This is a genomic window from Lancefieldella sp. Marseille-Q7238 (assembly GCF_949152215.1).
GTDB lineage: Bacteria > Actinomycetota > Coriobacteriia > Coriobacteriales > Atopobiaceae > Lancefieldella.
The window spans coordinates 802,169-826,742 of record NZ_OX424407.1 but is presented as its reverse complement, the minus strand read 5'-3'; the positions used below and the strand labels follow the sequence as shown (position 1 = coordinate 826,742).

At 50.2% G+C, this 24,574-nt stretch carries 21 protein-coding genes; 15 read left to right on the top strand and 6 right to left on the bottom strand.

The genetic code is table 11. The features are described from left to right. Positions 1 to 83: 83 nt before the first annotated feature. Both QM016_RS03750 and QM016_RS03745 read left to right on the top strand, forming a co-directional pair. Positions 84 to 383, top strand: coding sequence for a hypothetical protein (locus tag QM016_RS03750; protein ID WP_349237890.1), 300 nt, complete (start codon positions 84 to 86; stop codon positions 381 to 383). A 5-nt stretch (positions 384 to 388) separates the two neighbouring features. After that, a complete protein-coding gene (locus QM016_RS03745) occupies positions 389 to 574 on the top strand; it encodes a hypothetical protein (protein WP_282710233.1) in 186 nt (61 codons plus the stop codon). 99 nt (positions 575 to 673) lie between these two features. Here the strand turns inward: QM016_RS03745 and QM016_RS03740 are convergent, their stop codons facing one another. Continuing rightward, positions 674 to 1,252, bottom strand: coding sequence for a xanthine phosphoribosyltransferase (locus QM016_RS03740; RefSeq protein WP_282710232.1), 579 nt, complete (start codon positions 1,250 to 1,252; stop codon positions 674 to 676). A gap of 350 nt (positions 1,253 to 1,602) precedes the next feature. Here QM016_RS03740 and QM016_RS03735 point away from each other — a divergent pair, with 350 nt between their 5' ends. The 4 genes from QM016_RS03735 (at position 1,603) to ychF (ending at position 6,293) form a co-directional block, all read left to right on the top strand. After that, positions 1,603 to 1,893, top strand: coding sequence for a co-chaperone GroES (locus QM016_RS03735; protein ID WP_016478011.1), 291 nt, complete (start codon positions 1,603 to 1,605; stop codon positions 1,891 to 1,893). 91 nt (positions 1,894 to 1,984) lie between these two features. After that, positions 1,985 to 3,625, top strand: coding sequence for a chaperonin GroEL (gene groL, locus QM016_RS03730; protein WP_282710231.1), 1,641 nt, complete (start codon positions 1,985 to 1,987; stop codon positions 3,623 to 3,625). A gap of 273 nt (positions 3,626 to 3,898) precedes the next feature. Next, entirely contained in the window at positions 3,899 to 5,227 is a 1,329-nt protein-coding gene (locus QM016_RS03725) for a 4Fe-4S binding protein (protein WP_282710230.1), read from the top strand. A 1-nt stretch (position 5,228) separates the two neighbouring features. Continuing rightward, positions 5,229 to 6,293 (top strand): redox-regulated ATPase YchF, encoded by a 1,065-nt coding sequence (gene ychF, locus QM016_RS03720; protein WP_282710229.1) that lies wholly within the window; start codon positions 5,229 to 5,231, stop codon positions 6,291 to 6,293. A gap of 94 nt (positions 6,294 to 6,387) precedes the next feature. Here ychF and QM016_RS03715 read toward each other — a convergent pair whose 3' ends face one another. Further along, on the bottom strand, positions 6,388 to 8,154 hold the full coding sequence (locus QM016_RS03715) for an LCP family protein (RefSeq protein ID WP_282710228.1): 1,767 nt from the start codon (positions 8,152 to 8,154) through the stop codon (positions 6,388 to 6,390). A 219-nt stretch (positions 8,155 to 8,373) separates the two neighbouring features. Between QM016_RS03715 and guaA the strand changes: the two genes are divergently transcribed. After that, positions 8,374 to 9,972 carry a glutamine-hydrolyzing GMP synthase gene (guaA, locus tag QM016_RS03710; protein ID WP_282710227.1) on the top strand — a complete coding sequence of 533 codons (1,599 nt, stop codon included), beginning with the start codon at positions 8,374 to 8,376 and terminating at the stop codon, positions 9,970 to 9,972. A 231-nt stretch (positions 9,973 to 10,203) separates the two neighbouring features. Here the strand turns inward: guaA and QM016_RS03705 are convergent, their stop codons facing one another. Continuing rightward, positions 10,204 to 10,887, bottom strand: a complete 684-nt coding sequence (locus tag QM016_RS03705; RefSeq protein WP_282710226.1) for a DUF5808 domain-containing protein — start codon at positions 10,885 to 10,887, stop codon at positions 10,204 to 10,206. Positions 10,888 to 11,149: 262 nt separating this feature from the next. Between QM016_RS03705 and QM016_RS03700 the strand changes: the two genes are divergently transcribed. The 7 genes from QM016_RS03700 (at position 11,150) to glmS (ending at position 20,300) form a co-directional block, all read left to right on the top strand. Further along, positions 11,150 to 11,344, top strand: a complete 195-nt coding sequence (locus QM016_RS03700; RefSeq protein WP_282710225.1) for a hypothetical protein — start codon at positions 11,150 to 11,152, stop codon at positions 11,342 to 11,344. A 1,830-nt stretch (positions 11,345 to 13,174) separates the two neighbouring features. Further along, positions 13,175 to 15,673 (top strand): AAA family ATPase, encoded by a 2,499-nt coding sequence (locus tag QM016_RS03695; RefSeq protein WP_282710224.1) that lies wholly within the window; start codon positions 13,175 to 13,177, stop codon positions 15,671 to 15,673. Continuing rightward, the gene (locus QM016_RS03690; protein WP_282710223.1) at positions 15,670 to 16,053 is read left to right on the top strand and encodes a hypothetical protein; all 384 of its coding nucleotides are present in this window, start codon (positions 15,670 to 15,672) and stop codon (positions 16,051 to 16,053) included. Before QM016_RS03695 ends, QM016_RS03690 begins: the two co-directional genes overlap by 4 nt. Positions 16,054 to 16,541: 488 nt before the next feature. Then, a complete protein-coding gene (locus QM016_RS03685) occupies positions 16,542 to 16,796 on the top strand; it encodes a DUF4160 domain-containing protein (RefSeq protein ID WP_282710222.1) in 255 nt (84 codons plus the stop codon). Between the two features lie 12 nt (positions 16,797 to 16,808). Continuing rightward, on the top strand, positions 16,809 to 17,243 hold the full coding sequence (locus QM016_RS03680; RefSeq protein ID WP_282710221.1) for a DUF2442 domain-containing protein: 435 nt from the start codon (positions 16,809 to 16,811) through the stop codon (positions 17,241 to 17,243). A gap of 151 nt (positions 17,244 to 17,394) precedes the next feature. After that, positions 17,395 to 18,294, top strand: a complete 900-nt coding sequence (locus tag QM016_RS03675) for a DNA-binding protein (RefSeq protein ID WP_282710220.1) — start codon at positions 17,395 to 17,397, stop codon at positions 18,292 to 18,294. A gap of 176 nt (positions 18,295 to 18,470) precedes the next feature. After that, the gene (gene glmS / locus QM016_RS03670) at positions 18,471 to 20,300 is read left to right on the top strand and encodes a glutamine--fructose-6-phosphate transaminase (isomerizing) (protein WP_282710219.1); all 1,830 of its coding nucleotides are present in this window, start codon (positions 18,471 to 18,473) and stop codon (positions 20,298 to 20,300) included. Positions 20,301 to 20,367: 67 nt separating this feature from the next. Here glmS and QM016_RS03665 read toward each other — a convergent pair whose 3' ends face one another. Together QM016_RS03665 and QM016_RS03660 are read right to left on the bottom strand one after the other, a co-directional pair. After that, on the bottom strand, positions 20,368 to 21,597 hold the full coding sequence (locus tag QM016_RS03665) for a condensation domain-containing protein (protein WP_282710218.1): 1,230 nt from the start codon (positions 21,595 to 21,597) through the stop codon (positions 20,368 to 20,370). A gap of 49 nt (positions 21,598 to 21,646) precedes the next feature. Next, positions 21,647 to 21,922 (bottom strand): hypothetical protein, encoded by a 276-nt coding sequence (locus QM016_RS03660; protein WP_282710217.1) that lies wholly within the window; start codon positions 21,920 to 21,922, stop codon positions 21,647 to 21,649. 737 nt (positions 21,923 to 22,659) lie between these two features. Here QM016_RS03660 and QM016_RS03655 point away from each other — a divergent pair. Next, entirely contained in the window at positions 22,660 to 23,448 is a 789-nt protein-coding gene (locus QM016_RS03655) for a hypothetical protein (protein WP_282710216.1), read from the top strand. A gap of 201 nt (positions 23,449 to 23,649) precedes the next feature. Here QM016_RS03655 and QM016_RS03650 read toward each other — a convergent pair whose 3' ends face one another. Beyond that, positions 23,650 to 23,940, bottom strand: a complete 291-nt coding sequence (locus QM016_RS03650) for a hypothetical protein (protein WP_282710215.1) — start codon at positions 23,938 to 23,940, stop codon at positions 23,650 to 23,652. Positions 23,941 to 24,574: the final 634 nt, after the last annotated feature.

The following is a 24,574-nucleotide window of genomic DNA, read 5'->3' as shown; positions in this document are numbered from 1 at the left end:
GAAGCTTCCCGCTTTATTACTTCAACGTGCCGGGTATTCTCAAGACCATGATTGACCGGCAGCTTCCTATGAGCCGGCCGTTCATGAGTTCGCGTGATGATGGTTACGGAAGCGGGAGTCACGACTCGAGATATAAGGGCAAAGGCGGAAAGCATGTACTTGTATTCACCTGCGGCTTCTGGTCGTCTGAGGGCAACTACGACAGCGTAACGAGCATGTTCGACCACATTCTCGGCAAGGGCAATTTTGAAACGATCTTCTGTGGACAGGGAGAGCTGTTCTGCGTTCCCGAATTATCCGCTCGTACCGAGAAGTACCTCAGCGTGGTAAAGCGGGCAGGCAGTGAATACGCGTCGAGTGGAATACTGGGAACGGCGGAGTAATCACCGTGGCGGGCTATTTCTGCTTCGGCCTCATGTGGCTTGCTTCATGCGTGATGAAGCAACCTCTGTGCGCTTCCTACGTCAAGTACAACTACGGAGAGGATAAGGCGCTCAGAAATCCCCTGTTCATGAAAACGAATTACGTTTTGGCGGTTGCCTGGGGTGTGCTGTACATTTTCACGGCAACCTAGACGGTTGCCCTGCGTGTACAGGGATTCAATATCGCGGTGCTGATTATCAACAACATCGCTCCTGTGATTATGGGGTGCTTCACGGCATGGCTGTTATTTCTACGCAAATTCAATCGTTCCTGTGGAGACGTCCATCGACTTAACCACGGCCAGCGAACATACATCATAGCCAGCCTCACGCATGCGCTTACCTCCGGATTGGAAGCCCTTCTCGACAGCTATGCCAATGCCCTCGATAACCGCGTTGGCCTGTCGGCAAATCTCAATGAGCCCATCAAGCGCTGCTCCGTTGGCGAGAAAATCATCGATAAGCAGGACGTGTTCGCATGGCTGCAGGAACCGCTTTGCAATGATGACGGTATTGTCGTTGCCGTGCGTGTAGCTGTGGACGCGTGCGGTGTACTGGTCTCCGTCAAGATTGATTGACTGAGCCTTGCGTGCGAACACGACCGGCACGCCGCCAAAGGAAAGCGCGGCTACGCAGGATATTCCGATACCGGAAGCTGCGACTGTCAGGATCTTGTCAACTTTTTTGCCTGCAAAGTGGCGAACCCACGCGTCTCCCATATGCCGGTAGAGAGTGACATCGCATTGATGATTTAAAAAGCTGTCCACTTTGAGGACGTTGCCTTCACGGACAATCCCTTCGGCGATGATTCTCTCTTCGAGCTCACGCATAGATCCTCGATTCCTGTTGACAGTTGTTGACTTTGTCGTATGCAAATTGTACGCAAAACCCGCGCTCAATGCATCCGTCATATCGGGGTTGGACCAAAGTTATCGCCGTGCTTCTGTGTCAGTTCTCTGCCGTGACGGTCAATTTCCGCCTTTGTTCGACTTTCTTTTTCAAGTTATAGAAAATCTAAGTGCCGTTAGTAAGATTTTTTGCTATTGATTCGTATATTTTTCTATCAATGTGGGGAATACTTCATAGCGTTGGAAAGAGCGGCGTCCGCGTTAAGGCAGGAGCCGCAACATGGGTACGGACACAGACGTTCACGTACGCCCTTATAAGGAGGTTTTGCACGATGACATTGAAGCCGCTTGGAGATCGCGTTTTGGTTAAGCCAGCTCCCAAGGAGGAGAAGACTTCCACCGGTCTGTATATCGCGTCGGCCGCGCAAGAAAAGCCGCAGCGCGGTGAAGTTCTGGCTGTCGGAGCAGGTAAGTATGACCAGGATGGTAAGCGCATCGCTCTTGATGTTCACGTTGGCGATCAGGTCTTTTACGGTAAGTTTGGTGGCACCGAGGTAAAGGTCGACGGTGAGGAACTTCTGCTTCTTCGTGCCGATGACATTTACGCAATCGTCGAGGACTAACCTTTCGCAAGAAATTTCGCGAGAAGTGCCTCAAAAGTAACGGTCTTCTCGCTTGGTACTTCTTGTACTCATTCATTTGGAGGAATAGAACATGGCAAAAGATATTGCATTTGGCACCGATGCCCGCGCCAAGCTTGCCAAGGGCGTAAACACTTTGGCGGACGCGGTAACGACTACGCTTGGACCTAAGGGTCGCTACGTCGCGCTTCAGCGTTCGTATGGCGCACCTACCATTACCAATGACGGCGTTTCCGTTGCTAAAGAGATTGAGCTTTCTGATCCCGTGGAGAACATGGGTGCTCAGCTGGTCAAGGAAGTTGCAACCAAGACTAACGACACCGTTGGTGACGGCACTACCACTGCAACCCTGCTTGCACAGGTCATCGTTAATGAGGGCCTCCGCAACGTTGCCGCCGGCGCTAACCCCATCGCTATTCGCCGCGGCGTCGACAAAGCCGTCGACGCTGTCGTTGAGCAGATGAAGAAAGGCGCTCAGGACGTTTCCACCAAGCAGCAGATTGCTTCCGTTGGTACCATCTCCGCCGGTGACCCGACGGTCGGCGCCAAGATTTCCGACGCTATGGACGTTGTTGGCAAGGACGGCGTCATTACCGTTGAGGAGTCCCAGACGTTCGGCATTGATATCGACACCGTCGAGGGTATGCAGTTTGACAAGGGCTACGTCTCTCCGTATTTCGCTACCAATAACGAGACGCTGACAGCCGAGCTCGAGAACCCCTACATTCTCATGACCGACCAAAAGATTTCCAACATTCAGGATATCCTTCCGGTGCTTGAGGCTGTTCAGAAGCAGGGCGCTCCGCTGCTCATCATCGCTGAGGACGTTGACGGCGAGGCTCTGACGACGCTCATCCTGAACAAGCTCCGCGGCGTGCTCAACGTTTGCGCCATTAAGGCTCCCGGCTACGGCGATCGCCGCAAGCGCATGCTTGAGGATATCGCGATTCTTACCGGTGGCCAGGCCATCATGAAAGAGCTCGGCTACAACCTCTCTGAGGTTACCGCTGAGATGCTCGGCCGCGCGAAGTCCGTCAAGGTTACCAAGGACAACACCACTATCGTTGACGGCAACGGCACCAAAGAGGCCATCAACGACCGCATCAACCAGATCAAGGGCGAGATTGAGAATACTACTTCCGATTTCGACCGCGAGAAGCTCCAGGAGCGTCTTGCTAAGCTGGCCGGTGGCGTAGCGGTTATCAAGGTTGGCGCGGCTACCGAGGTTGAGCTCAAAGAGATCAAGCATCGCATCGAGGACGCGCTTCAGGCAACCCGCGCGGCTGTCGAAGAGGGCATCGTTGCTGGCGGCGGCGTTGCGTTCCTCGCAGCTTCCTCTGTGCTTGACAACGTTGAGACCGCTGATGCGGACGAGAAGATCGGCGTTGAGATCATCCGCAAGGCGCTTGAGGCTCCGGTTCGCACCATCGCAAACAACGCTGGCTTTGAGGGCTCAGTAGTGGTCGAGAAGATCAAGGCGCTTCCTGCTGGTCAGGGTCTTGACTCCGCGTCCGGCAAGTACGGCGACATGATTGAGATGGGCGTGCTTGACCCGGTCAAGGTCACCCGTACAACGCTTCAAAACGCGGCGTCTGTCGCGTCGCTCATCCTCATCACTGAGGCTACCGTGACCGATCAGCCGAAAGACACCACCATCGAAGAGGCCATCAGCCACGCGGCTGCTGCAGGTGGCCAGGGTGGCGGCATGTACTAAACCCGTTCGGGTAAGACCGATTGTTGCAAAGCCGAGTCCTTATGGGCTCGGCTTTTTGTTCGAAGCGAGAAGAACCTCCGTCCGAAGGGCTTCTCGCCGCGCGATTGGTTACAATATTGAACCGCGGTAACGGTGGAACACGATACTGACGAGACAGATATAAAACCGAGCATGACGCCAAACCGTGGACAGGCCCGAAGCAGGTTCGAAACAGGCCCGAAACGGGTTCAAGGCAGGCTTGAAGCAAAACATGGCGTGAAGGGAGGGGAGCGCGTGGCCGAAAAGCATGATTTTCTTGACGATCTGATTGACATTCAGAGCGACTGGCAGGCGCTTTCAAATCCCTTAGACGCGCTGATGGGAAGCCTTGGCGGCAACAACGCTGAAAACAAGTCCTATGATCCCGCCGATTACAAAGAACAGCCATGGGCAAATCCCAATCGCTGTCTGCAGTGCGCTTCCGGTGATGCGAATGTATGCCGCCGGTGTCAAAACGTGTGTCCGGTGGACGCCATTGACATTCATAATCAGACGGTGTCCATTGCCGAACACTGTATCCAGTGCGGTCTGTGCGATGCGGTTTGCCCGATGGAAGTGTTCAACACGCGCCGCCATGCGCCACGCAAACTCTACGATCAGGTAGCTCGCGCGGCCTCAGCGTACAATCAGGCGTATGTGACCTGTACGCGTGCGCTTGGCCGCAAGCCGCTCGGCAACGAAATCTGTTTGCCGTGCGTGGGCATGGTGTCCAGAGATACATGGTTCGCTATTCTGACTGATTTTGATAACGTTTCGGTCTATCTGCCGTTTGGCGTGTGCGACAAGTGCCGCACGACCACAGGTGAACAGACCTATTGCGACCATATCGCCGTTGCCGAAGCATGGACGGGAGCGACCGTTGGGTTTGAGTCGGACGAGTCCGCGCTCGACCATGACCTAACGCGTGCCTATAAGCGCAGCCAGTTCCTTAGTAGTTCCGTCAACGCTGCCGAACGACTGGTGACGCGAACAACACCGTTGCTTGCGGGAGCGCAGGCCGTTGCTGACCGCATCAATACGCATGCTCGTGCCCTTGATAAGCTGCAGAATCAACTTGACGAGTCTATCGGCATCCGTACAACTAATAACCGCCAGGCCATGCTGACGCAGGACCGTCGTCTCATGATGGGCGCCCTGCAACATGATGAGGGGTTGGCCGATTTCGTCAAACTTGAAGCCCCGGTGTGGGATTCAACACGCTGCACGTTGTGTGGTGAATGCGAGAAGACCTGTACCATGCACGCCATTGATATCGATGAGCACGGTAATTTGCTGATTCGTCAGCAATTCTGCACCAACTGTGACGCTTGCGTGCGCGTCTGTCCCGAACCTGGCGCTCTTGTCATGCAATCTATGGATATCACGCAGCTTGTGGTACATGACCGTCAGGCGGAAGAGGCCGAGCGCATACGTATTCGCACCCGCGAGCGTGCTCGGCGTATGCTTGAAACGGGCAAAAAGCAGCTGGGCAATCTCGTTGAATCGCTTGAAGAGACGACGGAAGAAGCCGCACAAGAGACTGCGGAAGAAGCCACGAAAGAAGCCCCGGAAGATAAGGATTGATATGTCGCTTTCCATTGGTATTGTTGGTTTGCCAAACGTAGGCAAGTCTACCCTGTTTACCGCGCTGACCCGCAAGGGTGGTCTTGCGGCAAATTATCCGTTTGCGACTATCGATCCCAATGTGGGCATCGTTGACGTGCCTGATACTCGCCTGCAGAAGCTTGCCGACATTGTGCATCCCGGCCGCATTGTTCCTGCAACCGTTGAGTTCGTGGACATTGCAGGTCTGGTTAAAGGTGCGAATGAGGGGGAGGGCCTGGGTAACCAGTTTCTCGCTAACATCCGCCAAACCGATGCCATCTGCGAGGTTGTCCGGTATTTTTCCGACCCCGACATAGTACACGTCGAAGGACGCGTTAATCCTGACGAAGACGTCGATATTATCCAGACGGAACTTATCCTGGCCGACCTGGGCACTCTTGAGCGAGCGCTTCCTAAGTTGGAAAAGGAGGTCAGACGCGATAAGGACCTCCAGCCTAGACTTATGGTGGCAAAACGTCTGCAAGAGTGGCTGAACGAGGGCAGGCGCGCTGCCGACATGGATATGACCGACGATGAACGCGCTGCTGCTCACGACCTCTTTTTGCTCACTATGAAGCCTATCCTCTATGTGGCAAATGTGGATGAGGACGCGCTGTCAAAGCCGGCGCCATTTGTGAACGGCGTGGAGGCAATCCCCGTATGCGCTGAGGTTGAAGCGGAGCTTGCAGATCTTGACCCTGAGGAAGCCGCCGAGTACCTGGAATCTCTCGGCCTTGAACGCTCAGGTCTTGCAACGCTTGCTCAGGCAGCCTATAAGCTGCTGGGTCTTCAGAGCTACTTTACTGCCGGCGAAATGGAAGTCAAGGCGTGGACCGTGCACATCGGCGCGAAAGCACCTGAGGCGGCGGGCGTCATCCATTCAGACTTTGAGCGCGGCTTCATCAAAGCCGAGGTTGCAAGCTATGAGGACTATGTTGAGCTTGGCGGAGAGGCGGGATGCAAGGCCGCCGGCAAGCTTCGCATGGAGGGCAAAGAGTACGTCGTCCAAGATGGCGATGTCATGCATTTCCGCTTTAACGTGTAGCCGTAGCGCTTGAGTATTTTGCGCGGACTAACGTGTAGTGCGTGGTATTTTTGTGGTACAGAGGCTTTTTACGCTATCTCTTTACATCACCTCTTTACACTATCTGATCTGCGCCGAGAATAACGCTGACGTCCACATCGGTTGGGTATGAACCGTCGTTCGGTTTGATAGCGCTTGCAGGGATGTTGAGTATTTTGGCAACGCCGTAGGCCTTTGCACGCCCTTCCTTTGTGCCATCGTAGACAATAACGGAGGAATCAAGATCTTCGTCTGAGTTCTCAGCAAACGCGTTGTATCCTGCGGTTTTGAGCGCCGCTGCTTTTTGCGCCGCAAGACCTTGCTTGTTGGTGCCATTCATGACGGCGACATCACCGGTATAGTCGGGTTTAATGGAAGACTCCGCGGTGGGATCGCCCGCAACGGTCCCAGTTACGCCGTTTGTCTCGTCAGCGCTCGCGTCTTCAAGCGGCGGCAAGCCCTTTTCGATGCGTTCGAGCATGGTGCGCCAGGCGTCCTTATCGACAATTTCATACCATACGCCATCAATAAGCTGCGATTCCGTGGGAGTGCGTCCCGAATACATGTCGTCTGCCGTGCTGATACCACGGAACTGGAGGGCGAGGCCGACGATATCGGTGGCGCTCATATCGGTTGTGACGCTCTCGGCGATTTGCGAGACCGCGGAAGCCATGGCAGCAGGATCGAGTTTCAGAACCTTCTTTGCGATGGCCATGAGAATCATGCGCTGGTTGGCTGCGCGGTAAAAGTCTCCTCCGCCGTAATCGTCATAGGCGTGACGGCTGCGGCTTAACCCGAGCGCCTGCTCGCCGTTCAAAGTTTGTTTACCAGCTGGAAGATCGATACCCGCATACTGTATATCTTTGACCGGCTGCGGTAGATCTACGTCTACACCACCGATGGAATCAACGATCTTAGTAAAGGATTCGAAATCGACCTCGGCATAGTGTGAAATGTTGACGTTGGCAAATTTGGAGACTACCTTGACCATATTTGCCGCGCCACCCAACGAGTACGCGGCGTTTATTTTCTGCTTGCCATCCGCTCCCATATCGACCATGGTATCGCGTGGAATAGAAATGAGAGTGATCTTTCGATTCTTAGGGTCAACGCGCGCCAGGATAATGGTGTCGGCGCGGAAGTTTGAAGTGTCGTTGCCCCAAATTTCGGACCTGTCCTCGTCCTTGTCGACGCCAAGAAGCAGCATGTAGAACGGCTCGGAATCCTTTGCCTTCACCAGTGCGTTTTGAAGGTTGTCGTCCAGGCCGCTACGCAGCTTGGCGTTCGTGTCAAAAAGCCACCACAGCGCCAGAGCGCTGGCGACTACCAAAAGGGTGACAAAGATGCCGAGAAAAATCTTGAGTTTGCGATGCCTTTTGGAACCGCGTCGTTTTTGGGCGTAGGAACTCACGCCTTCCGCGCGGCTCTTGGCGTGCTGAGCTACGCCAACGCGCGCATGACTCGCGTGCGCGGGGTTATGCGCGGACTTGCGCGCAGGGTTATGTGCCGGGTCGTGTGCCGAAGCGCGCGCAGGGTCGGAAGACGCCGCGGTGGGGGAGCGGCGCACCGTGCGATGTTCTGCTTCCGCGGTACTTCTCGCCCCCCAGTCTTCCTGTGCGTTAGTGTTGCCAATCAAAGGCTCGCGCGTAAACGGGGAATCAAACGTGCCGTGAGCCTCACGGGCGGAAGAGACGCTTGCCTGCCGCGCATTGCCGAGCGTCCGCGGAGCCGTTGTCAGTTCAGCCTCAGCGGCGTCCTTGTCGGCGCGGTCGGCGTATCTGTCAGACGCGTCCTCATCGAAGTCGCGCATGTGTTGAGACTTCTTTGAAAACCATTTGGCCACAGGGACTCCTTTGCGTGTAGTGTTCGTTTTGCCCGATGGTTGGTTTACCACTATACGCTAAACTTTCGCAAAATCCTATGTAGCGCGTTTTCTTGTGGAGAATGCTTTGCGGGGCATGTATTATGGAAAGGCACATCAGGTTGCCGGCGCGGGGATTATGCTGGCGAGAAGCCCGGCGGGGCATGACTCAAGTCTGCCTGCCGGAGAAGCGGAGATTTCATGAACGAGGCAAGGCCCCGGCAGTTTGTTGCCGTGCTTGATTTTGGCGCTCAGTACGGTCAGTTGATTGCGCGCCGTGTGCGTGATTTGCACGTGTACTCTGAGATTGTCCCATGTGATATTTCCGCTGATGAACTGCGTGCCATGAACCCCTCGGCGCTGATTTTGTCCGGAGGTCCCGCCTCTGTCTACGCCGAGGATGCTCCGCATATTGATCCAAACGTGCTGGCACTTGGTGTGCCGGTCTTCGGTTTTTGCTATGGGCATCAGATCATTGCGGCAACGTTAGATGGAGAGGTCGGACACACCGAGAAGGGCGAGTATGGCCCGGCGCGTCTGTCGCTTAACGAGGACGGATCGCGTAGCAAGATTTTTGACCGCACTCCTGACAAGCAGACGGTGTGGATGAGCCATCGCGACGCGGTCGCACAGGTTCCCGAAGGCTTCACCGTAACCGCTTCGACGGATATATGTCCCGTGGCGGCCATGGAGAATCCTGCGCGCCGGCTATATACCACGCAATTTCACCCTGAGGTCAACCACACCGAGTTTGGTTCTCAGATGCTTTCCAATTTCCTCTTTGATATTTGCGGTCTTGAGCCCACATGGACCATGGACAACATCATTGAGCAGAAAGTGGCGGAGATTCGTCAAAAGGTTGGCGACGGTCGTGTAATTTTGGCGCTCTCCGGTGGCGTTGACTCTTCCGTTGTTGCGGCTCTTGTCCACCGCGCTATCGGTAATCAGCTGACCTGCGTGTTTGTTAATCACGGCATGCTTCGTAAGGGTGAGCCAGAGATGGTTGAGCAGGTCTTCCGCAAGCAGTTTAACGTGCCTTTGATTCACGTTCATGCAGAGGAGCGCTACGCAGAGCTTTTGGCTGGTGTTACCGAGCCAGAAAAAAAGCGTCGTCTAATTGGTACCGAGTTCTGGAAGGTTTTCTTTGACGAGGCTCAGAAGTTGGATGGTGTTCAGTTTCTAGCACAGGGCACCATTTACCCTGACATTATTGAGTCTGGCGCTCGCAAGACTGGCGGCAAGGCTGCAACCATCAAGAGTCATCACAACCTGATTCCATTCCCAGAGGGTGTCCACTTTGATCTGATTGAGCCTTTAGATCATTTCTTTAAGGATGAGGTTCGCGCGCTGGGTGTCTCTCTTGGTCTGCCAGAGAACCTTGTCTACAGGCAGCCTTTCCCAGGTCCTGGCCTTGCTATCCGTATCATTGGCGAGGTAACGCCAGAAAAGCTGGAGATTCTTCGCAACGCAGATGCTATTGTGCGAGAAGAGATTGACGCCTACAATGCTCAGCTCTTTGACGAGACAGGCAATCGTAACTCTGAGCACAGTGTTTGGCAGTACTTTGCTGTGCTACCTGATATCAAGTCCGTTGGTGTTATGGGTGATGAGCGCACGTATGCTCGTCCAGTTATCCTGCGCGCCGTTGAGTCTAGCGATGCTATGACTGCTGACTGGGCAAAGCTTCCATACGAGCTGCTAACCCGCATTTCTTCTAGGATTGTTAGCGAGGTTGCTGGTGTTAACCGCGTAGTATACGACATTACCCCAAAGCCACCTGCGACTATTGAGTGGGAATAGTCTGGCCCCCATTCCATCTGGTTGAAAGCCTCCTGCCTGTTTGTAGTGGTCAGCATCTATTGGCACGACTAGGACAAAGCCATCCAGACTTTCGTGGATTGACAAATGTGAGAAAGCTCCGGAACCTTCGGATTTCGGGGCTCATTTTATTGGTGTTAACCTGTGGGAATACTCTCACCTATCCTTCAAGAGGACGACGCGATGCCACTCCTTGCGAACCGTCGCTCGCCTTCAGCGCGCGTTTGCCCTGAGCCCCTCAAGGACGGTAGCCGTCTGGACCGAGTCGCTCGCTCCAAGGAGGTATGTGGTGCCGCCTTTCGTGCGCACGAGGAGCCATGGGCCTGCCTCGGGGTTCAGACACACCTTGAGCGGCCCGTACTCTTCGCTCGAGAAGTCGCCCTCGAGGAAGGTGTCCGCGGCGCCCCCGAACGTGCGCGTCATATCTGGAAGCCGGTCGACCACCTCGACGGACTCCACGTCGCTGGAGGCAATCTCGTAGCTCGTCAACACGTGGCTCGCGTGGACCGTTTTCCCAGAGAGTTCCAACGTGACCGGCGCCGACAGCTCCTCGGCGATGAACACACCGGTCAGGGGTAGGCAGAGCAGTACGAGTGCGAGCGCCGCCGCTATCGCCTTGCCGGCCGGCCGTGCCAGGTTGATTGACGTGCCGACTCCGACGCGGTCGTTTACTATGAGGTTGGAATCGTCGGGATTGAAGTAGAGAAGCCCGAAGACCCAGCGGTCGTCCTCGTCGACGTAAAATCCCTCTCCGCTGCTCCTCGTGAGTCGCTCCTGAAGGCTCCGTACATGCATCTCGATCGCGAAGGAGGAGACGAACAGAGCCGTCGCTGGGATCGTCATGCCCACCAGGTACAGAGTGGGCGAGCCTTGGAAGAGGAGCTGCGACCAGCTCACAAATGAGAACGCCGCGGCCGTAAAGAGGACACATGCGCCCCCAGGCGCGCCTCCGGATGCGTGTAAGGGCCAGCGTGAGAGCCTCGTTGGTATCTACCGCCTCACTGCGGTCGCGGTAGCACCAGCGGAAGATCGCCCATGTCGCGAGGGCGCCTGCAGCGGAGAGCAGGTAGACCGGCAGGCTCCTGCGGTCGAACAGCGCGGGAGCCATGCTTGCCGCGGTGGTGAGGAGAAACCATGCGTTTGAGATGCGCGTTCGGGGTTGGGCGGCCGCCCCGATGTCCGCGACCGTCACGCGCCGGGTTCCGTTCTTCTCGCCGCGACGCCACCCGCGCTCACCCTTCAGGGCGGCGAGCTTCGCGTTCGTACGCGCGAAGATGACCTCCGGAGTGATGCAGGCGACGAGGACCCAAATGCTCCAGCAGACCGCGAGTGGCCCCGCGAGCGTGCGGACTGACCCTGCGGCGGCGCCCGCCAGGGCGACGACAACGAGTGCGATGGCGCACGCGAGCTGCTGGCGGCGATACCCCGAGAGAATGCCCGTGATCTGCTCGTCATCATGTGTTTCGCGCGGCAGCGTCACGCCCACGACGATGTTCTTCTTGAAGCGGGCGTTGTTCCTGAGCGCCAACCATATCGGAATGGGGAGCCAGCAGCACATAAGCCAGATCGCGGAAATGGAACTCATCACAGACCCCTTTCTTTTCGGGAGGGAACTTTGTCCAATAGGCGTCCGCAGAGCGCGAGTACCTCTTCGCGCGGCATACCGCCTGCAACGAGCTCGTTTAGCTGCAGCCTCAGTGCCTCCACGGCGCCGCGGCTGGGACCCGAGCTAGCATTTGGCTCTGCTACGAAGGTGCCGCCGCGCCGGTTGCCTTGTACGTGTCCTTCTTGCTTGAGGAGCTGGTAGGCCTTGTTTGCGGTCATGACGTTGATGCCGCATTCCGACGCGAGGGCTCGGACAGTCGGTAGGCGCTCGCCCGGTGCGAGTCCGCCTTCCGCTATGGCCCGTACGATCTGATTCCGAATCTGCCGGTAGACGGGGGTCGTGTCCGAAAAGTCCAATTCTAGGAGCATGGTGTGCACCTCCTGCGGTCAATGTACTATCTGTATTATATATAGTAATACAATTATGCAATAATCGCAAAATAAGGAGGGGCTCCAGTCCCGCCTGCATCGCGAAGCCGTCGTGCGAGATATCTCCCTAAGGAATGCCCTTGCTTTGCCGGAGACATGGGGTTTCTCCCAGGCGCGCCAGTTCGCGAAGCTCTGCCGGGGGACAGGGCTCCCTGAGGGTCTGAGAACCATAGGTGTCGCATCCGAGCTCGCCGGTAGGCTCCTTGATCCCGCAATCAGGGGAGAAGCGGGCAGTAGGTATTGGAATCCAGAAGTGTGCGAGTGGGGGGGTAGGCGCTGTGTGCTCGGATGGTCGGCTTGACGGCGCGCTTGCGGTCGGGTAGAACGGTGTACATGAAAAACCCTTGGGTTTTGTAAGGGCGGTACCACCGGGCCTGCTCTAGTTTTTTATTGGGGGAAAGACAAGCGAACACCGGATTTTTCCGGTGTGCGCTTTTTGCGTCCATAGACTTTGGCAGCCGAGTTTGGATGTCGACTAGGCCACGGCATCGGTCTCCCTTCGGTTGTGGCGATGCGGTGAGTTCCTGTCGCAAGGGGTGTGCAGGCATGGGAGCCCCGATCAGATGTCGTTGGCCATGCGCGGAGCATCTCGTCTAGCTCATCTTTCCTGACGCGTAGAAGTCTCCCAATCCTTATGGCGGGGATCTTTTGACGTTCGATGAGCTTATGACCGACGTCTTAGATATGCGCAGGTAATCGTTGATCTGCGACAAGTCCATAAGGCCGTCGGGTAGGTCGTATGTTTCGGATGTCGAGGAGGTAGCAGATCCCCATATCTCTACCTCGGCATTCTCGCGGCTTTCGGTGCCATTATCTGATATTCCCCGCTGTGCCGGGAATGCGTCTTATGGTGTCTGGAGGATGCCGTCTTGCATCTGGTGTCCTCGGGTTGCAATGAGGTCCAAGGAATCACACCATCTGGATGGGACAAGCAGAGAAATACCTGATGGGAGACGCATGTGCAAAGCCACACGGGGTGTTAGGCCACGCTAGGTCATGTTGGCTCTTCAACTAATTTCGAGAAAAATAGCTTCGTCAATTCGATAAAAGAAACGAACTATGATTAGAAGTATAATTCAGATGCAAGCGGACTTGGGCTATCAAACTCACAATTTGGCAAAGCTTAAGCCCTCTGAGACTAGGGGTGTCTATGAGCGAGTTCACTAAGATTTCTATACACAATCACCTTGGTGGAAAAGATGCGGATTGCACAATCGACAAGACGCATAACGATACAAGGTTCTTTGATATACCCGCTGCTTACAAGCAAGTGGACGAAGCCGCTGAATATAACTTCGGTCTGCTCGGCCAGACGAACCATAATGACTTCGATGCAGCAGCATTCTGCCTGCTTAAGCGCTATTGCTCTATGCGCAGTATAACCCTCGTTCCCGGCGTCGAAATTGATTTGCAGAACTGGGAGAATCCCGACAAGACCCTACATACAGTACTCCTTGTGGATCCGTTGACAAATCCATGGGAGTTTCAGTCAAAGCTACGTGGTTATTACGCAAAAAATGCTGAATTAGGCAGCGAAAAGAAGCCGAAGGGCGCTGATTGCTTTTTTCTTACAGTCGACCAGCTCAGTGAGCTTGCAACATTAAACCGCTCTATCATCTGCGTGCATGGCACAAAACAAAAGCAGAAGTCAGTACAAAGAAATCCCGAGATGGCATCAGAACTATTGTCGCTGTCCCGCTTCTTGCCGGTAGCCACAGAAGATAACAAGTCCTTTCATAAAATCGCTCTCCAGAACTCTCTGGAGGATTTCTTATCGGAGGAAAACTGCGAGTGGCTTTCTGATGCGGCAAACATGAGTTCTGCCGACCAGACATCTTTCAAGAAGTTCAGCGAGGAAATGTCCCCGACCTACATCTGGGCGGGAAATAGCTTTGACGACCTCTTCTACTCTGTCTTGGTGGGAGACGCACGTGTCCTCAGAGAGGAAGACCTCATCAAGCCAACCTCTTTCGTGTCGAAGATTATCATAGACGAGAATTCCGCGATGGGAAGCTCGGAAATCGACTGCTCCCATGGCATCAATGCGATCATTGGCTCTTCCGGGTCCGGCAAGACCATGCTGCTTGATTTGATTAAGAGCAAACTCATAGGGGAGCATCTTTCTGAGAATACTTCGAACGTTTCCAACTACAAAGGGATGTGCGACCCCGAATGTATTCATCTGTATGATTCGAATAATCGAGAACTTAATTTCGATTCAAGCTACAAAGTTGTTGAGCTTGAGAATCTGTATCAGAAAATCATCAAGGCATATTCCTCTGATCCTGCGGGACTGCTCGATGATCTCGGGTTAAGCATCGAAAGCGGAAGTTACCAAAAGAAACTCGATAGCTTCAGAGATTCAATGAATGTTCTTCTCACGAACAAGCGGGTAAGCAAACGGCTGCAAAATGAAAATTCAGAGTGCATTGCTCGCGTCGGCGATGCATTCAAGTTTATCGACGCAAACAAAAGCCACCGTACGGGTGTGATTGATTACAAGCCAGACGCTCGAATGACTGGCGAGCTAAAAACTATCAACCAGAAAGTTACGAGTATTTCTGAAGACATCGATCGTGTGGATGATGCCTTCAAGGCGCTCAAAGAAATCGCAAGCAATCGTGCATTGTCAAACAAGCTTACTTTGACAATGGAACAGCTTAAAACCCTGTTTACTAAAGAGTTGGGTGACTTAAAGCTCAAGTATGAAAAACAATCACGTCACCTAGAACTCGAGCAGAGAGTTAGCAATCTTATTTATGCTGCAGTTAAAGCGTATAACAGCAAGATTAGCCTTCGGTCAACTGAAGTGGCCAATAAGGAGACAGCTGCCGATAACGACTTGCAAACCATCGCAAAGAACTGTCTAGAGATTAAGAAACTGAAGCTGACCAAATCCGTGCCATGCTTGGACAAAAAGGAACTGACCTCGTCCTTGAAACTCTTGTCAGAGTCTAGTTCTGTAAAACTTGAGACGGAGGGAATCAATCTTGAGCTCTCTGATGCTGACAGCATCAGAGAGGCGTTTCTAGGGGCTATTGGAAATAAACCAAAAGTAAATAAGTCGCGTTTTAACCCGCCCTACGACCTCACTGATCCCGAAAGCGTAGATTCGCTGGTAGAGGTATTCTTTACGGAAGGTTTCTCCGACTCTCTGAACTTCTCTCTTCCCTACAGGGATGCTCTCGATTACACAATTAAGATTAAAACTGATGGAAACAACTTCATGCCCATCGATGAATTGTCAGCAGGCATGCTGAGCAAGATATATGTTTCAAATTTCCTTGACGAGAAAATTGAAGATTCCGGTAGCAATACGGTGATAGTGTTCGACCAGCCCGAGTCAAACATGGACAAACTTTTTCTCCTAAACGTGCTTGCAAGCAAGTTCGATGAGCTTAGGAAAACCCATCAGCTTTTTATTGCGACGCATGAACCTCTACTGGTCGTGAACGCTGACTCTAACGAAATCATCCTTGCCGAAAACGACAAAACTATCGGCAAGGAAAATCACATCACTTATTCAAACAAATCGTTTGTTGGGGCGCGAGGTAAGAGCGAGCTTGTTGAGAATATTGCCAAACTTATTGACGGCGGATCAAAGGCGGTAAAGAGACGCAGCGACATCTACGAAGGGATGAAATCATGAGTAAAGAATCGAGCACAGGAAAAAAGCTGACTATAAAAGTCGATAAAGAGGAAAAACTGACAATCGACGGCACTGAGAAAAAAATCGAAAATCTCGAAGCCGATTTCTTTGAGAGGTTGGTAGATAAGGCCCTGGCCGATGAGGTTGACTTCGTCCTTGAGAGCAAGGGCATCGTCGGCAACTTCTTTCAAACCATTCAGAGCGGAACCGCAGCTGACAGCGAGTTGCGTAAGCTATACGAGCAAACTCTTGCCGACAGCAAGACTACGGATGAAGCAGATTCGAAGTCATCGGAAGCACAGGAATCTGAACCTGTGTCTGAGGCTAATCTTGAGTCTGAGACCGAGGTCGAGTCTGCACCTGAGGCAGAGGAATTCTAACTTCATTTCACAATTCGCATGTAGTTACTTCGTTTACTAATAGGCGTGTTTTCTTAGTTAAATACTGACACTCTTCAGTCGGACTTTGTAATTCTTGGGTTGGGAAGCATCGCACTTCGTTAGCGCCGTCTCAGTCCATGTACTTAGTTGTACACAATCATACTGCATTTCTGTAGGCCATACGTGTCATTCTTTGGTTGGGCGAAAATATTTTTTTCAAGGTGATTACATACTATATAGTCAGTGCAGATTATATGATGACTACACGGTTTTCTTGATAAGAGATCAGAGGAAGTCCAAGCCCACTAGACCTGCTGACTACACAGAAACGGCCCATGCGACTATTGAGTGGAAATAAGATTCAGTAGGTATTTTTAGTTCCAGTCTTAAATTAACCCCTCGTTCACGATGCGAGGAGTTTTTATTAATAAAGAGTTGCGGATGATATCACGTTATCGTGATATACTTATCAAAAAGAAAGGATACATATGCCTACACTTACACGGTTTTACGGGATAGTTATACGCATGTATTTCTTGGGCTCAGAACACAATCCACCGCATATACATGCAATTTACGGTGAGGATACTGCAGCTTTTGATATTAATTCGGGCGAGGAAATTGATGGTAGTCTGCCGCTTCGGGCTGCCGGTATGGTGCGCGAGTGGATAGAGATTCATCAAACTGAACTCCTGGTTATGTGGGAGACGCAAGAATTTAAGAAAATCGATCCGCTCGTCTAAAGGAGGCAGAATATGAAATTTCATAAGATCAAAGAAGTTTCTGCGCTGGTTGACTTAAAGTTGAGCGTTCAATTTACTAATGGAACTACAAAAATCTACGATGTAGCTCCGCTTATGCATCGTTTTTCGGTTTTCAAGCTTCTGGAAGATGAATCGCTGTTCAGAGATGTTGTGGTTGATCAAGGTGGCTACGGTATTATCTGGAACGATGACCTTGATCTCTCTTGTGATGAGTTATGGGAGAACGGAACGGAAGTTGCGACTCCGTTCGATGGACTTATATCGTTTTCAGATGCTAGCGAACTCTGGGGCCTAAGCGAGTCAACTCTGCGTAAGGCTGTTGCATACGGCAAAATAGTTCCAGGAGTAGATGCTCGTAAGTATGGTAAGCAGTGGATTATTAACCGCGAAGCTATGATGCGTGAGTACGGCAACCCTGTGTGTTAAGAGCTACAAATACTCAACCTCAAAATACTGCTCATTTCAGTGGACAATTTTTTTGTATGGTTAGATTTTTAATTTTACCGATATCGGCAAAAAACAGTCTCATTTGCTATAATAATTTCATCAGTTTTTGCCGGTAGGGAGGTGAAGCTCGATGGGATTTCTTTCTGTTGCTCAGATTGCTGAGCTCTGGGGCATATCTGAAAGAAGTGTGCGTAATTACTGCGCTAATGGACGCGTACCAGGCGCTTTTCTCGTGGGAAAAACTTGGAACATTCCAGCTGATTCGGTAAAACCTTCTCGAAAAAATGCTAAAACACCCTCAACAAGTCCGCTGCTTTCACGCTTGATTGAAGAAAAGTCCTCAAAAATAAAGGGCGGCATTTACCATAAGCTCCAGGTCGAGCTTACCTACAACTCTAATCACATTGAGGGAAGTAAACTCTCCCTTGATCAGACGCGCATGATTTTTGAAACGGCAACCATCGGTGTTGAAGGAAATCCTGTTCACATTGACGACATTGTAGAAACTCAGAACCACTTTCGCGCTATCGATTATGTGATTGACCATGCAAAAGACCCCCTTACAGAGGCCATCATCAAAGAACTTCACCATATTCTAAAAACGGGAACTACAGACTCTGTAAAAGATTGGTTTGCTGTTGGAGATTACAAACGCCTACCAAATGAGGTTGGTGGGCGAGAAACTACTCTTCCAGAAAATGTTGCTAAAGAGATGAAATCGCTGTTAAAGGCATATAACTCAAATAGCTCTCATACCTTTGAAGAAATTGTTGATTATCACGTTCGTTTTGAACGCATTCATCCATTCCAAGATGGCAATGGACGTGTCGGCAGGTTGATTATGCTTAAAGAATGCCTTACCCATGACGTTGTCCCGTTCGTAATTACTGATGATATGAAGTCTTTCTACTATCGAGGGCTCTCTAAGTGGGATAAGGAGAACGGCTATCTTCTTGATACCTGCCTTACGGCTCAGGATAGATTCAAAGCCACGTTGGATTACTTCCGAATTGCCTATGATGAAAATTGAGTTTTCCTATTGTGCATAAAGACGATATTTGCTGTAGATGAGAATTTCTCGTCTACAGCCAATATTAGTAAGATTAATATCATACAAGTTTGCCTATATAACTCGCTAAAATAGAGTGGATTAATTAAAACTAATCGTTTCTGTGACACTCCCAGAAGCATACGATTGGAGTTTACATGTGCGGTATCGTTGGCTTTACTGGTCACCAGCGCGCAAAGAACATTCTCATCCAGGGTCTTGAGCGCCTGGAATATCGCGGCTATGATTCCGCCGGCATCGCACTTCAAAACGCTTCCGACAAAGAACTCACCGTAGTACACCGTGTCGGAAAAGTCGCGGGACTTGCCGAAGCGGTCAAGTATCTCGATAATGAAAGCCCCTGTGGCATCGGACATACTCGTTGGGCAACGCACGGCGCTCCAAGCGAGCGTAATGCTCATCCACATACCTCTTGTGACAATACAATCGCTGTCGTACACAATGGCATTATCGAAAATTTCGCCGAGCTCCGCGAGCAACTTGAATCACGCGGACACAAATTCCGCAGCGACACGGATACCGAAGTCGTAGCCCATCTTGTGGAGGAAGCTTACAACGGCAACCTTCGCAACGCCGTCGCCAAGGCATGCTCACAGATTGTAGGCACCTACGGCCTCGCCGTTATATGCTCCCAAGAGCCCGGACGCATCGTGGTTACCCGCAAAGATTCCCCTATCGTCCTTGCTCATGGTGAGAAGGGCAGCTATGTTGCATCCGACATCATTGCGGTCATTGAAGCCTCCCGAGACGTTGCTGTCCTTGGCGACAATGAGTTTGCCATTATGGAGCCTGACGGCATCAGCTATACCGACGCTGAAGGCAATCCCGTTCAACCTAAAATTATGCATGTTGATTGGGACGTTGATGTTGCCGAGAAGGGCGGCTACCCCGACTTTATGCTCAAGGAAATCCATGAGCAGCCGCGCGTCATTCGCGACACGCTTGCGGGACGCCTGACTAACGGCGTGCTTTCCATTGACGAGCTGGGCATGACCCTGGAGCAACTTCGTTTAATCGACCGCGTCTACATCATTGCTTGCGGCACCAGCTACCACGCCGGTCTTATTGCCCGCCAACTTATCGAGGGTTGGGCGCGCATACCTGTTGAAGTTGAAGCCGCAAGCGAGTTTCGCTATCGCAATCCTATTATCACTCCGTCAACGCTGGTAGTTGCTGTATCTCAGTCCGGTGAGACCGCTGATACCCTGGCTGCCATCCGCGATGCTCGCATCAAGGGCGCCAAGGTCTTTGGTATCACCAACGTCATTGGAAGTCCCGTGGCCCGTGAGTCTGACGGTGTTATCTACACCAAGGCCAACAAGGAAATTGCCGTCGCTTCCACCAAATCATTTTTGGGGCAGATTGTCAGCCTGACACTTCTTGCCATGGTTCTTGCGCAGGCAAAAGGAAAGCTCTCAATTGCTCAGATACGCTTGCTCTTTAAAGAACTTGCCGATATCGCCGAGCAAGTTGAAGAAGTCCTCAGTGACACGAAGGCTATCGACGTCGCGGCGCAGGCCTGCAAAGACGCCAATGACGCTCTGTTCATTGGCCGCGGTATGGGCGCCGCTATCTGCTATGAGGGAGCTCTCAAGCTCAAAGAGATCAGCTACCTGCATGCCGAGGCATACGCTGCCGGAGAAATGAAGCACGGCCCTATTGCGCTTCTATCTGAAGGCTATCCTGTCATTGCTGTAGCAACAAATTCTCCGGTTTATGACAAGATGATCTCCAATATCCAGGAATCCCGAGCACGCGGCGCCATGATTATTGCCATTGCAACCGAGGGTGATCAGGAAATCAAGAAGCATGCTGACTATATCATCTACGTGCCAAAAGTCAGAGACGCATTCTCACCGATCATTGCCTCGGTACCTCTTCAGCTGTTTGCGCGCTCTGTGGCTCTTGCCCGTGGCTGCGATGTCGATAAGCCGAGAAACCTTGCGAAGTCAGTAACGGTTGAATAGTTGTGGCTGAAAGTCCAGCAAAGGTAATCAAAATGTTGGATAAAGAAAAATTTGAGCTGAAGAATTGCTATAAATTTTCAAGCACACTACAGATTTTGTCTACAACAGAACAAAGTACATCAAAACTTTTCCCGCTCGCATAGGTACAGACTGAAAGGGTGCATTTGTCTTTGTACGTAGACACTGCTAGTTGAAAATAGGGCACTGGTTTATCTGCGGTAGCAATGAAAGTATCTGAAATGGAAACTCCTTGGAATACAAGGAGTTTCTCATTTATTTTTCCTAAATTTGTATATGAAGTTACAGGGACAGAAATAGCCCTGGAAAGTAATTCTTTTACAATTGAAAGGGTAAGCATGCGATATAAGATATGTAGCAACATTGGTTCCTTCAGACAGGAATTGCTGTTCTTTTGAGTATGCATTTGTGTAGTGATTTCACGACAAATCTCTTCAAAGGTGCTATTGTCATTAAAGTTGACATGACAGTAATAATTCCCTGTTAAATTGCAGATAGAGTTACGTGCGTCTGGGCTAAATTTACGAAGGTCAACTGGGCATGAAATAGTAATGTTATTCCATTGAAACATATCGTGCAGTGTTAACAGATATGCTGCAAGTAAAATGTCATTAATGCTTGGTTTGTATTCATTGGTGCAAGAACAATATTGCTCTAATTTAGATATGCTAATTTGTTTGGTTATGAGATTTGGCGTGCGGCTACTCTTATTAAGTGGTAGATGTAGTTTCGTGCTGCTATGTTTTTGCGTCTTTGAGCATAAAATCTTTATTTTTTGCCCCATGGAAAACCTATTAATTACTTGAGAGAAACTTCTATCTCTATTTATTTGTTCTTTTATTTCAGTACCCGAATATAATTCAGCTAAAAGATATAGTAATTGCTCAAATCCTCTTCCATCACAAAGTAAATGGCTTGCTATTATACAAAGAGAGTCTTTCTCTTCTCCACATATCCAGTAAATTTTTAGTGGTAGATCAATTCCAATTTTAAGAGACGTTAATAATGAATCAATCTCTAAAGTTGAGAAATCATTTTTAGCAGATATAGTTGTTAATAAATCCTCACATGAAGCATGAGGATCTGTAACCCATGTTCCTTTTTGAACTTTGTATTTACATAGTAAAATCGGATAAGTTAAAGCTAATTTTTCTATAGCATTTCTTAATTTGCTGTCTTGTAACTTTCCATTAAAACGAATACATCCTCTAATAATGGGACTTTGGACAAAGCTGTACATATATTGCATGTAATCAAATGGCTGACCTTTTATATCCATAAGACATCTCTGTCCTTAAGATATCGCTGTATTACAAGTGTACGAGACATTATTCATTTTCATCAAAGAGATTGATATAGGGGGTTCCTGTAAGCTCAGGAGCTCGCTCAATCATCATGGCGATGAGTGATTGAAGATACTCAAGGTACATTTTATATTGGGTATCTTCATCTGGAAAAGGCAAAATTGTTGTTTCTGTTTGGGGAGTCTCAAAATAATTTTCCAGGTTACTAAGTCTGTTGATGAGTTCCGCTCTTGCTTCAATAAGCTCTTTATATGGCGTATTTTTATATTTATTAACGTAAAATTCAGGACTTATCATCATGATGAACTCCTTTCTGTACGAAAACATCTTGTCACTAATCAACCAATTAGACAATGCATTAGATACTTTTTATATGGGTTAAAATCATCTTTTTGCTGTTTTTCTCTGGCAGAGTTAAAGAATCGCAGACAGATACTACAAAAAGTAGTTTTAAGTAAGGTTTATACAGTGGAGACTATTGAGAACTGTGAGATACACTTATAGGTAAATAGTTAGTTATTTCTAACATGTTTGTTATCGAATGGAGCTTTTTTGTATGGCTAGTAACAGCAGAAAAAAGACCATCTTCCCGTATTTGGTGCTGAGCCACTTATGGATATCTTACAAGATAGAGAAGCTTTGCTAAACCTCCCATCCAGAGCGGACGGCATGGTACTACCTTGCCGACCCCGGTATCTACTTCGCCCGGAACGTCGATATGCGCTTGGACTACGGGCCCTCTCTGGAGAACGCGCTCTCTTTATTTATAACGGGGATGAAAGAATTTCATTTGTGCCATGCCTATTCTTTCTCCCCTATTTGGCATAAGTCATGTGTCGCTTTGAGCCGTTCTGCACTTTCTATGAGTTGATTCACGTCTATATGGATGCTCTGAAGATGAGGTAATTACCTTCCAATACGCAAACTCAATGTGATCGAGAATGATAGTGTTTTACTATAGAGGAAGCAGTTCTTTTCAAACGACGGGGGACAGCGCTAATGATATTCGAATTGATAATGTTTTTTTGGAGCGTCTAATGGATTTGATGCTGTTTATCAAGGATATTGCAACGCCGGTATTGGCTGTCATGGGCTCAGTTATAGGACTCTTTCAAGTCTATCGAGGTCGGAAAGAGAAGCGCAGAGCTCAGGCTGAGCAGATCAGTGCTTGGTGGGCGCGCGTTGATGATGACTGCTGTGTCGAGAACGAAGATAACAATTCGCAAGATGGCGACAATAAGTTTGAGCAGCCTCCGCGTAAAGATAAGTCACAGTATTATGTCGGAATGGTATTGCTCAATCAATCGCAGACCCCCATTAGAAATCTAGCTGTCTATGGCAAAGCGTACAAAATGAAAAATGGCGAGAGATATAAAGAAGGGCTGATACAGCCTGAGCAGGTGAGGACACTCCTCCTTCAGCCCATCCTGGTACCTGGGGAGTTCATTTCATTCGCTGTTGTTGATAACAACAAAGAAACTGATAAGCGTCCTTGGATGTATCCTGAGGAACTATCTGCAATTAAAGAAACAATTGGTAAAGTGCGGCCGATTATCAACGACGAGAAATGGAAAGTTGATACATTCATTTTTGAGGATGCCGCTGGACACTGTTGGATCAGAAGGGAAAACGGCAAGCTGTCTCGATATTGGTTTTATAAACTAGTGACATTTTTTGGAATCGAGAAAAAACCCTCCAATGGTAAATGTCAACCGCTAGTCAACCCGCTGAATTATGAGAAATGTTTCAAGAATGATGAAACTCTCAAGAATAATGAACTTCGAGAAGTTAGCGTTTATAGTTGGCGTTCAGAATTGCAAGCTTAAGTATCTTCAAGCGTACGTAGTTCATTATCTATGATGGCTAAAGGGAGACAATCAACCACATAAATGCCGTGCGCCCTCAATTAGCAGTGCTGTCCTGCCATTGGAGACCTTTTTCCATTCTGCAATTCTGTCGTACGCTTTGCGCTTGAAAAAGGTGGACATCGCTTCTCATTTGCCGAAATCGATAAATGTTAATATCCATTATTTCACGAAAACGAAAAATTTAAGATCCGCGACGGTTTTGTCCGCAACCGACAGGGACACCTGTATGTAGGCGTACCATTCGTCGGCTCTTCGTGCAATGAAGTTGACTTCTAACTTTTCAATCTGTCCGACACTCACGCGATAGTCCTTCGGCATCAGGTACGTAAACACTGCGTTCTCGAGCAGCGGGCCGAAGTCCATGGTGGCGTTGACGTTGCGAGCGAAGTAGATGCTCATGTCGGCGAGATAGTACTTCTCGCCACCTCGCAGTGAACGTTTCGATTTCATGTCGAAGCGGTCACAGCGGTAGAGTAACTTTGCCTTTACCAGAAGTTCGATCTAACTTGCGAGTGTCTCGCGTTTAATGGGGATTTCTTGTGTATTACGCAGATACTTTGCGATGCGAATCTGCCATCGGCACGGTAAGCATTGATGACTTCCTCAAAACCCTCGACTCTCTGAATCTTGTCGATGAAGAGGTATATTGTGCCTTTGATTTTAGACGATATGTGTTTCTCGATAGTCGCCTCGAACTAGTCAGGTGTTTTGATTCTCCTTAAACATTAACAAAACACGTGATGAGGGTCTTGTTGTCGGATAAATCTCAGATACACGAACCAATAGATGAGTTTCTCTACCCACCAAGGCTCCCTTGTCTTAATGCGTTTCCAAAGCTACTATGGTTTTAACAGTCTGCCGGAGCCTTTGGCAAGCGCCGGTACGAGAAGGGATTAGGTGCATGAAGAACTAGCGATACTCATAAACCCGAATACATGTAACGTCGCCGACGACTATCACGGGTGCAGCATCGCTTATTCATGTCTTAACATACGCTAAATAACGATATCTTTGCAGTTAGACATATTCAAAGTTAGATACAGTTGAAATTTATAATTTGCATGCTGCTCCGCATAGCCTTCGG

Bases quoted from the DNA above. Each gene is read 5' to 3' on its own strand.
- QM016_RS03750 (WP_349237890.1), top strand. From the start codon at position 84: ATGAGTTCGCGTGATGATGGTTACGGAAGCGGGAGTCACGACTCGAGA.
- QM016_RS03740 (WP_282710232.1), bottom strand. From the start codon at position 1,252: ATGCGTGAGCTCGAAGAGAGAATCATCGCCGAAGGGATTGTCCGTGAA.
- QM016_RS03735 (WP_016478011.1), top strand. From the start codon at position 1,603: ATGACATTGAAGCCGCTTGGAGATCGCGTTTTGGTTAAGCCAGCTCCC.
- groL (WP_282710231.1), top strand. From the start codon at position 1,985: ATGGCAAAAGATATTGCATTTGGCACCGATGCCCGCGCCAAGCTTGCC.
- ychF (WP_282710229.1), top strand. From the start codon at position 5,229: ATGTCGCTTTCCATTGGTATTGTTGGTTTGCCAAACGTAGGCAAGTCT.
- guaA (WP_282710227.1), top strand. From the start codon at position 8,374: ATGAACGAGGCAAGGCCCCGGCAGTTTGTTGCCGTGCTTGATTTTGGC.
- QM016_RS03695 (WP_282710224.1), top strand. From the start codon at position 13,175: ATGAGCGAGTTCACTAAGATTTCTATACACAATCACCTTGGTGGAAAA.
- QM016_RS03690 (WP_282710223.1), top strand. From the start codon at position 15,670: ATGAGTAAAGAATCGAGCACAGGAAAAAAGCTGACTATAAAAGTCGAT.
- QM016_RS03685 (WP_282710222.1), top strand. From the start codon at position 16,542: ATGCCTACACTTACACGGTTTTACGGGATAGTTATACGCATGTATTTC.
- QM016_RS03680 (WP_282710221.1), top strand. From the start codon at position 16,809: ATGAAATTTCATAAGATCAAAGAAGTTTCTGCGCTGGTTGACTTAAAG.
- QM016_RS03675 (WP_282710220.1), top strand. From the start codon at position 17,395: ATGGGATTTCTTTCTGTTGCTCAGATTGCTGAGCTCTGGGGCATATCT.
- glmS (WP_282710219.1), top strand. From the start codon at position 18,471: ATGTGCGGTATCGTTGGCTTTACTGGTCACCAGCGCGCAAAGAACATT.
- QM016_RS03665 (WP_282710218.1), bottom strand. From the start codon at position 21,597: ATGGATATAAAAGGTCAGCCATTTGATTACATGCAATATATGTACAGC.
- QM016_RS03660 (WP_282710217.1), bottom strand. From the start codon at position 21,922: ATGATGATAAGTCCTGAATTTTACGTTAATAAATATAAAAATACGCCA.
- QM016_RS03655 (WP_282710216.1), top strand. From the start codon at position 22,660: ATGGATTTGATGCTGTTTATCAAGGATATTGCAACGCCGGTATTGGCT.
- QM016_RS03650 (WP_282710215.1), bottom strand. From the start codon at position 23,940: ATGAAATCGAAACGTTCACTGCGAGGTGGCGAGAAGTACTATCTCGCC.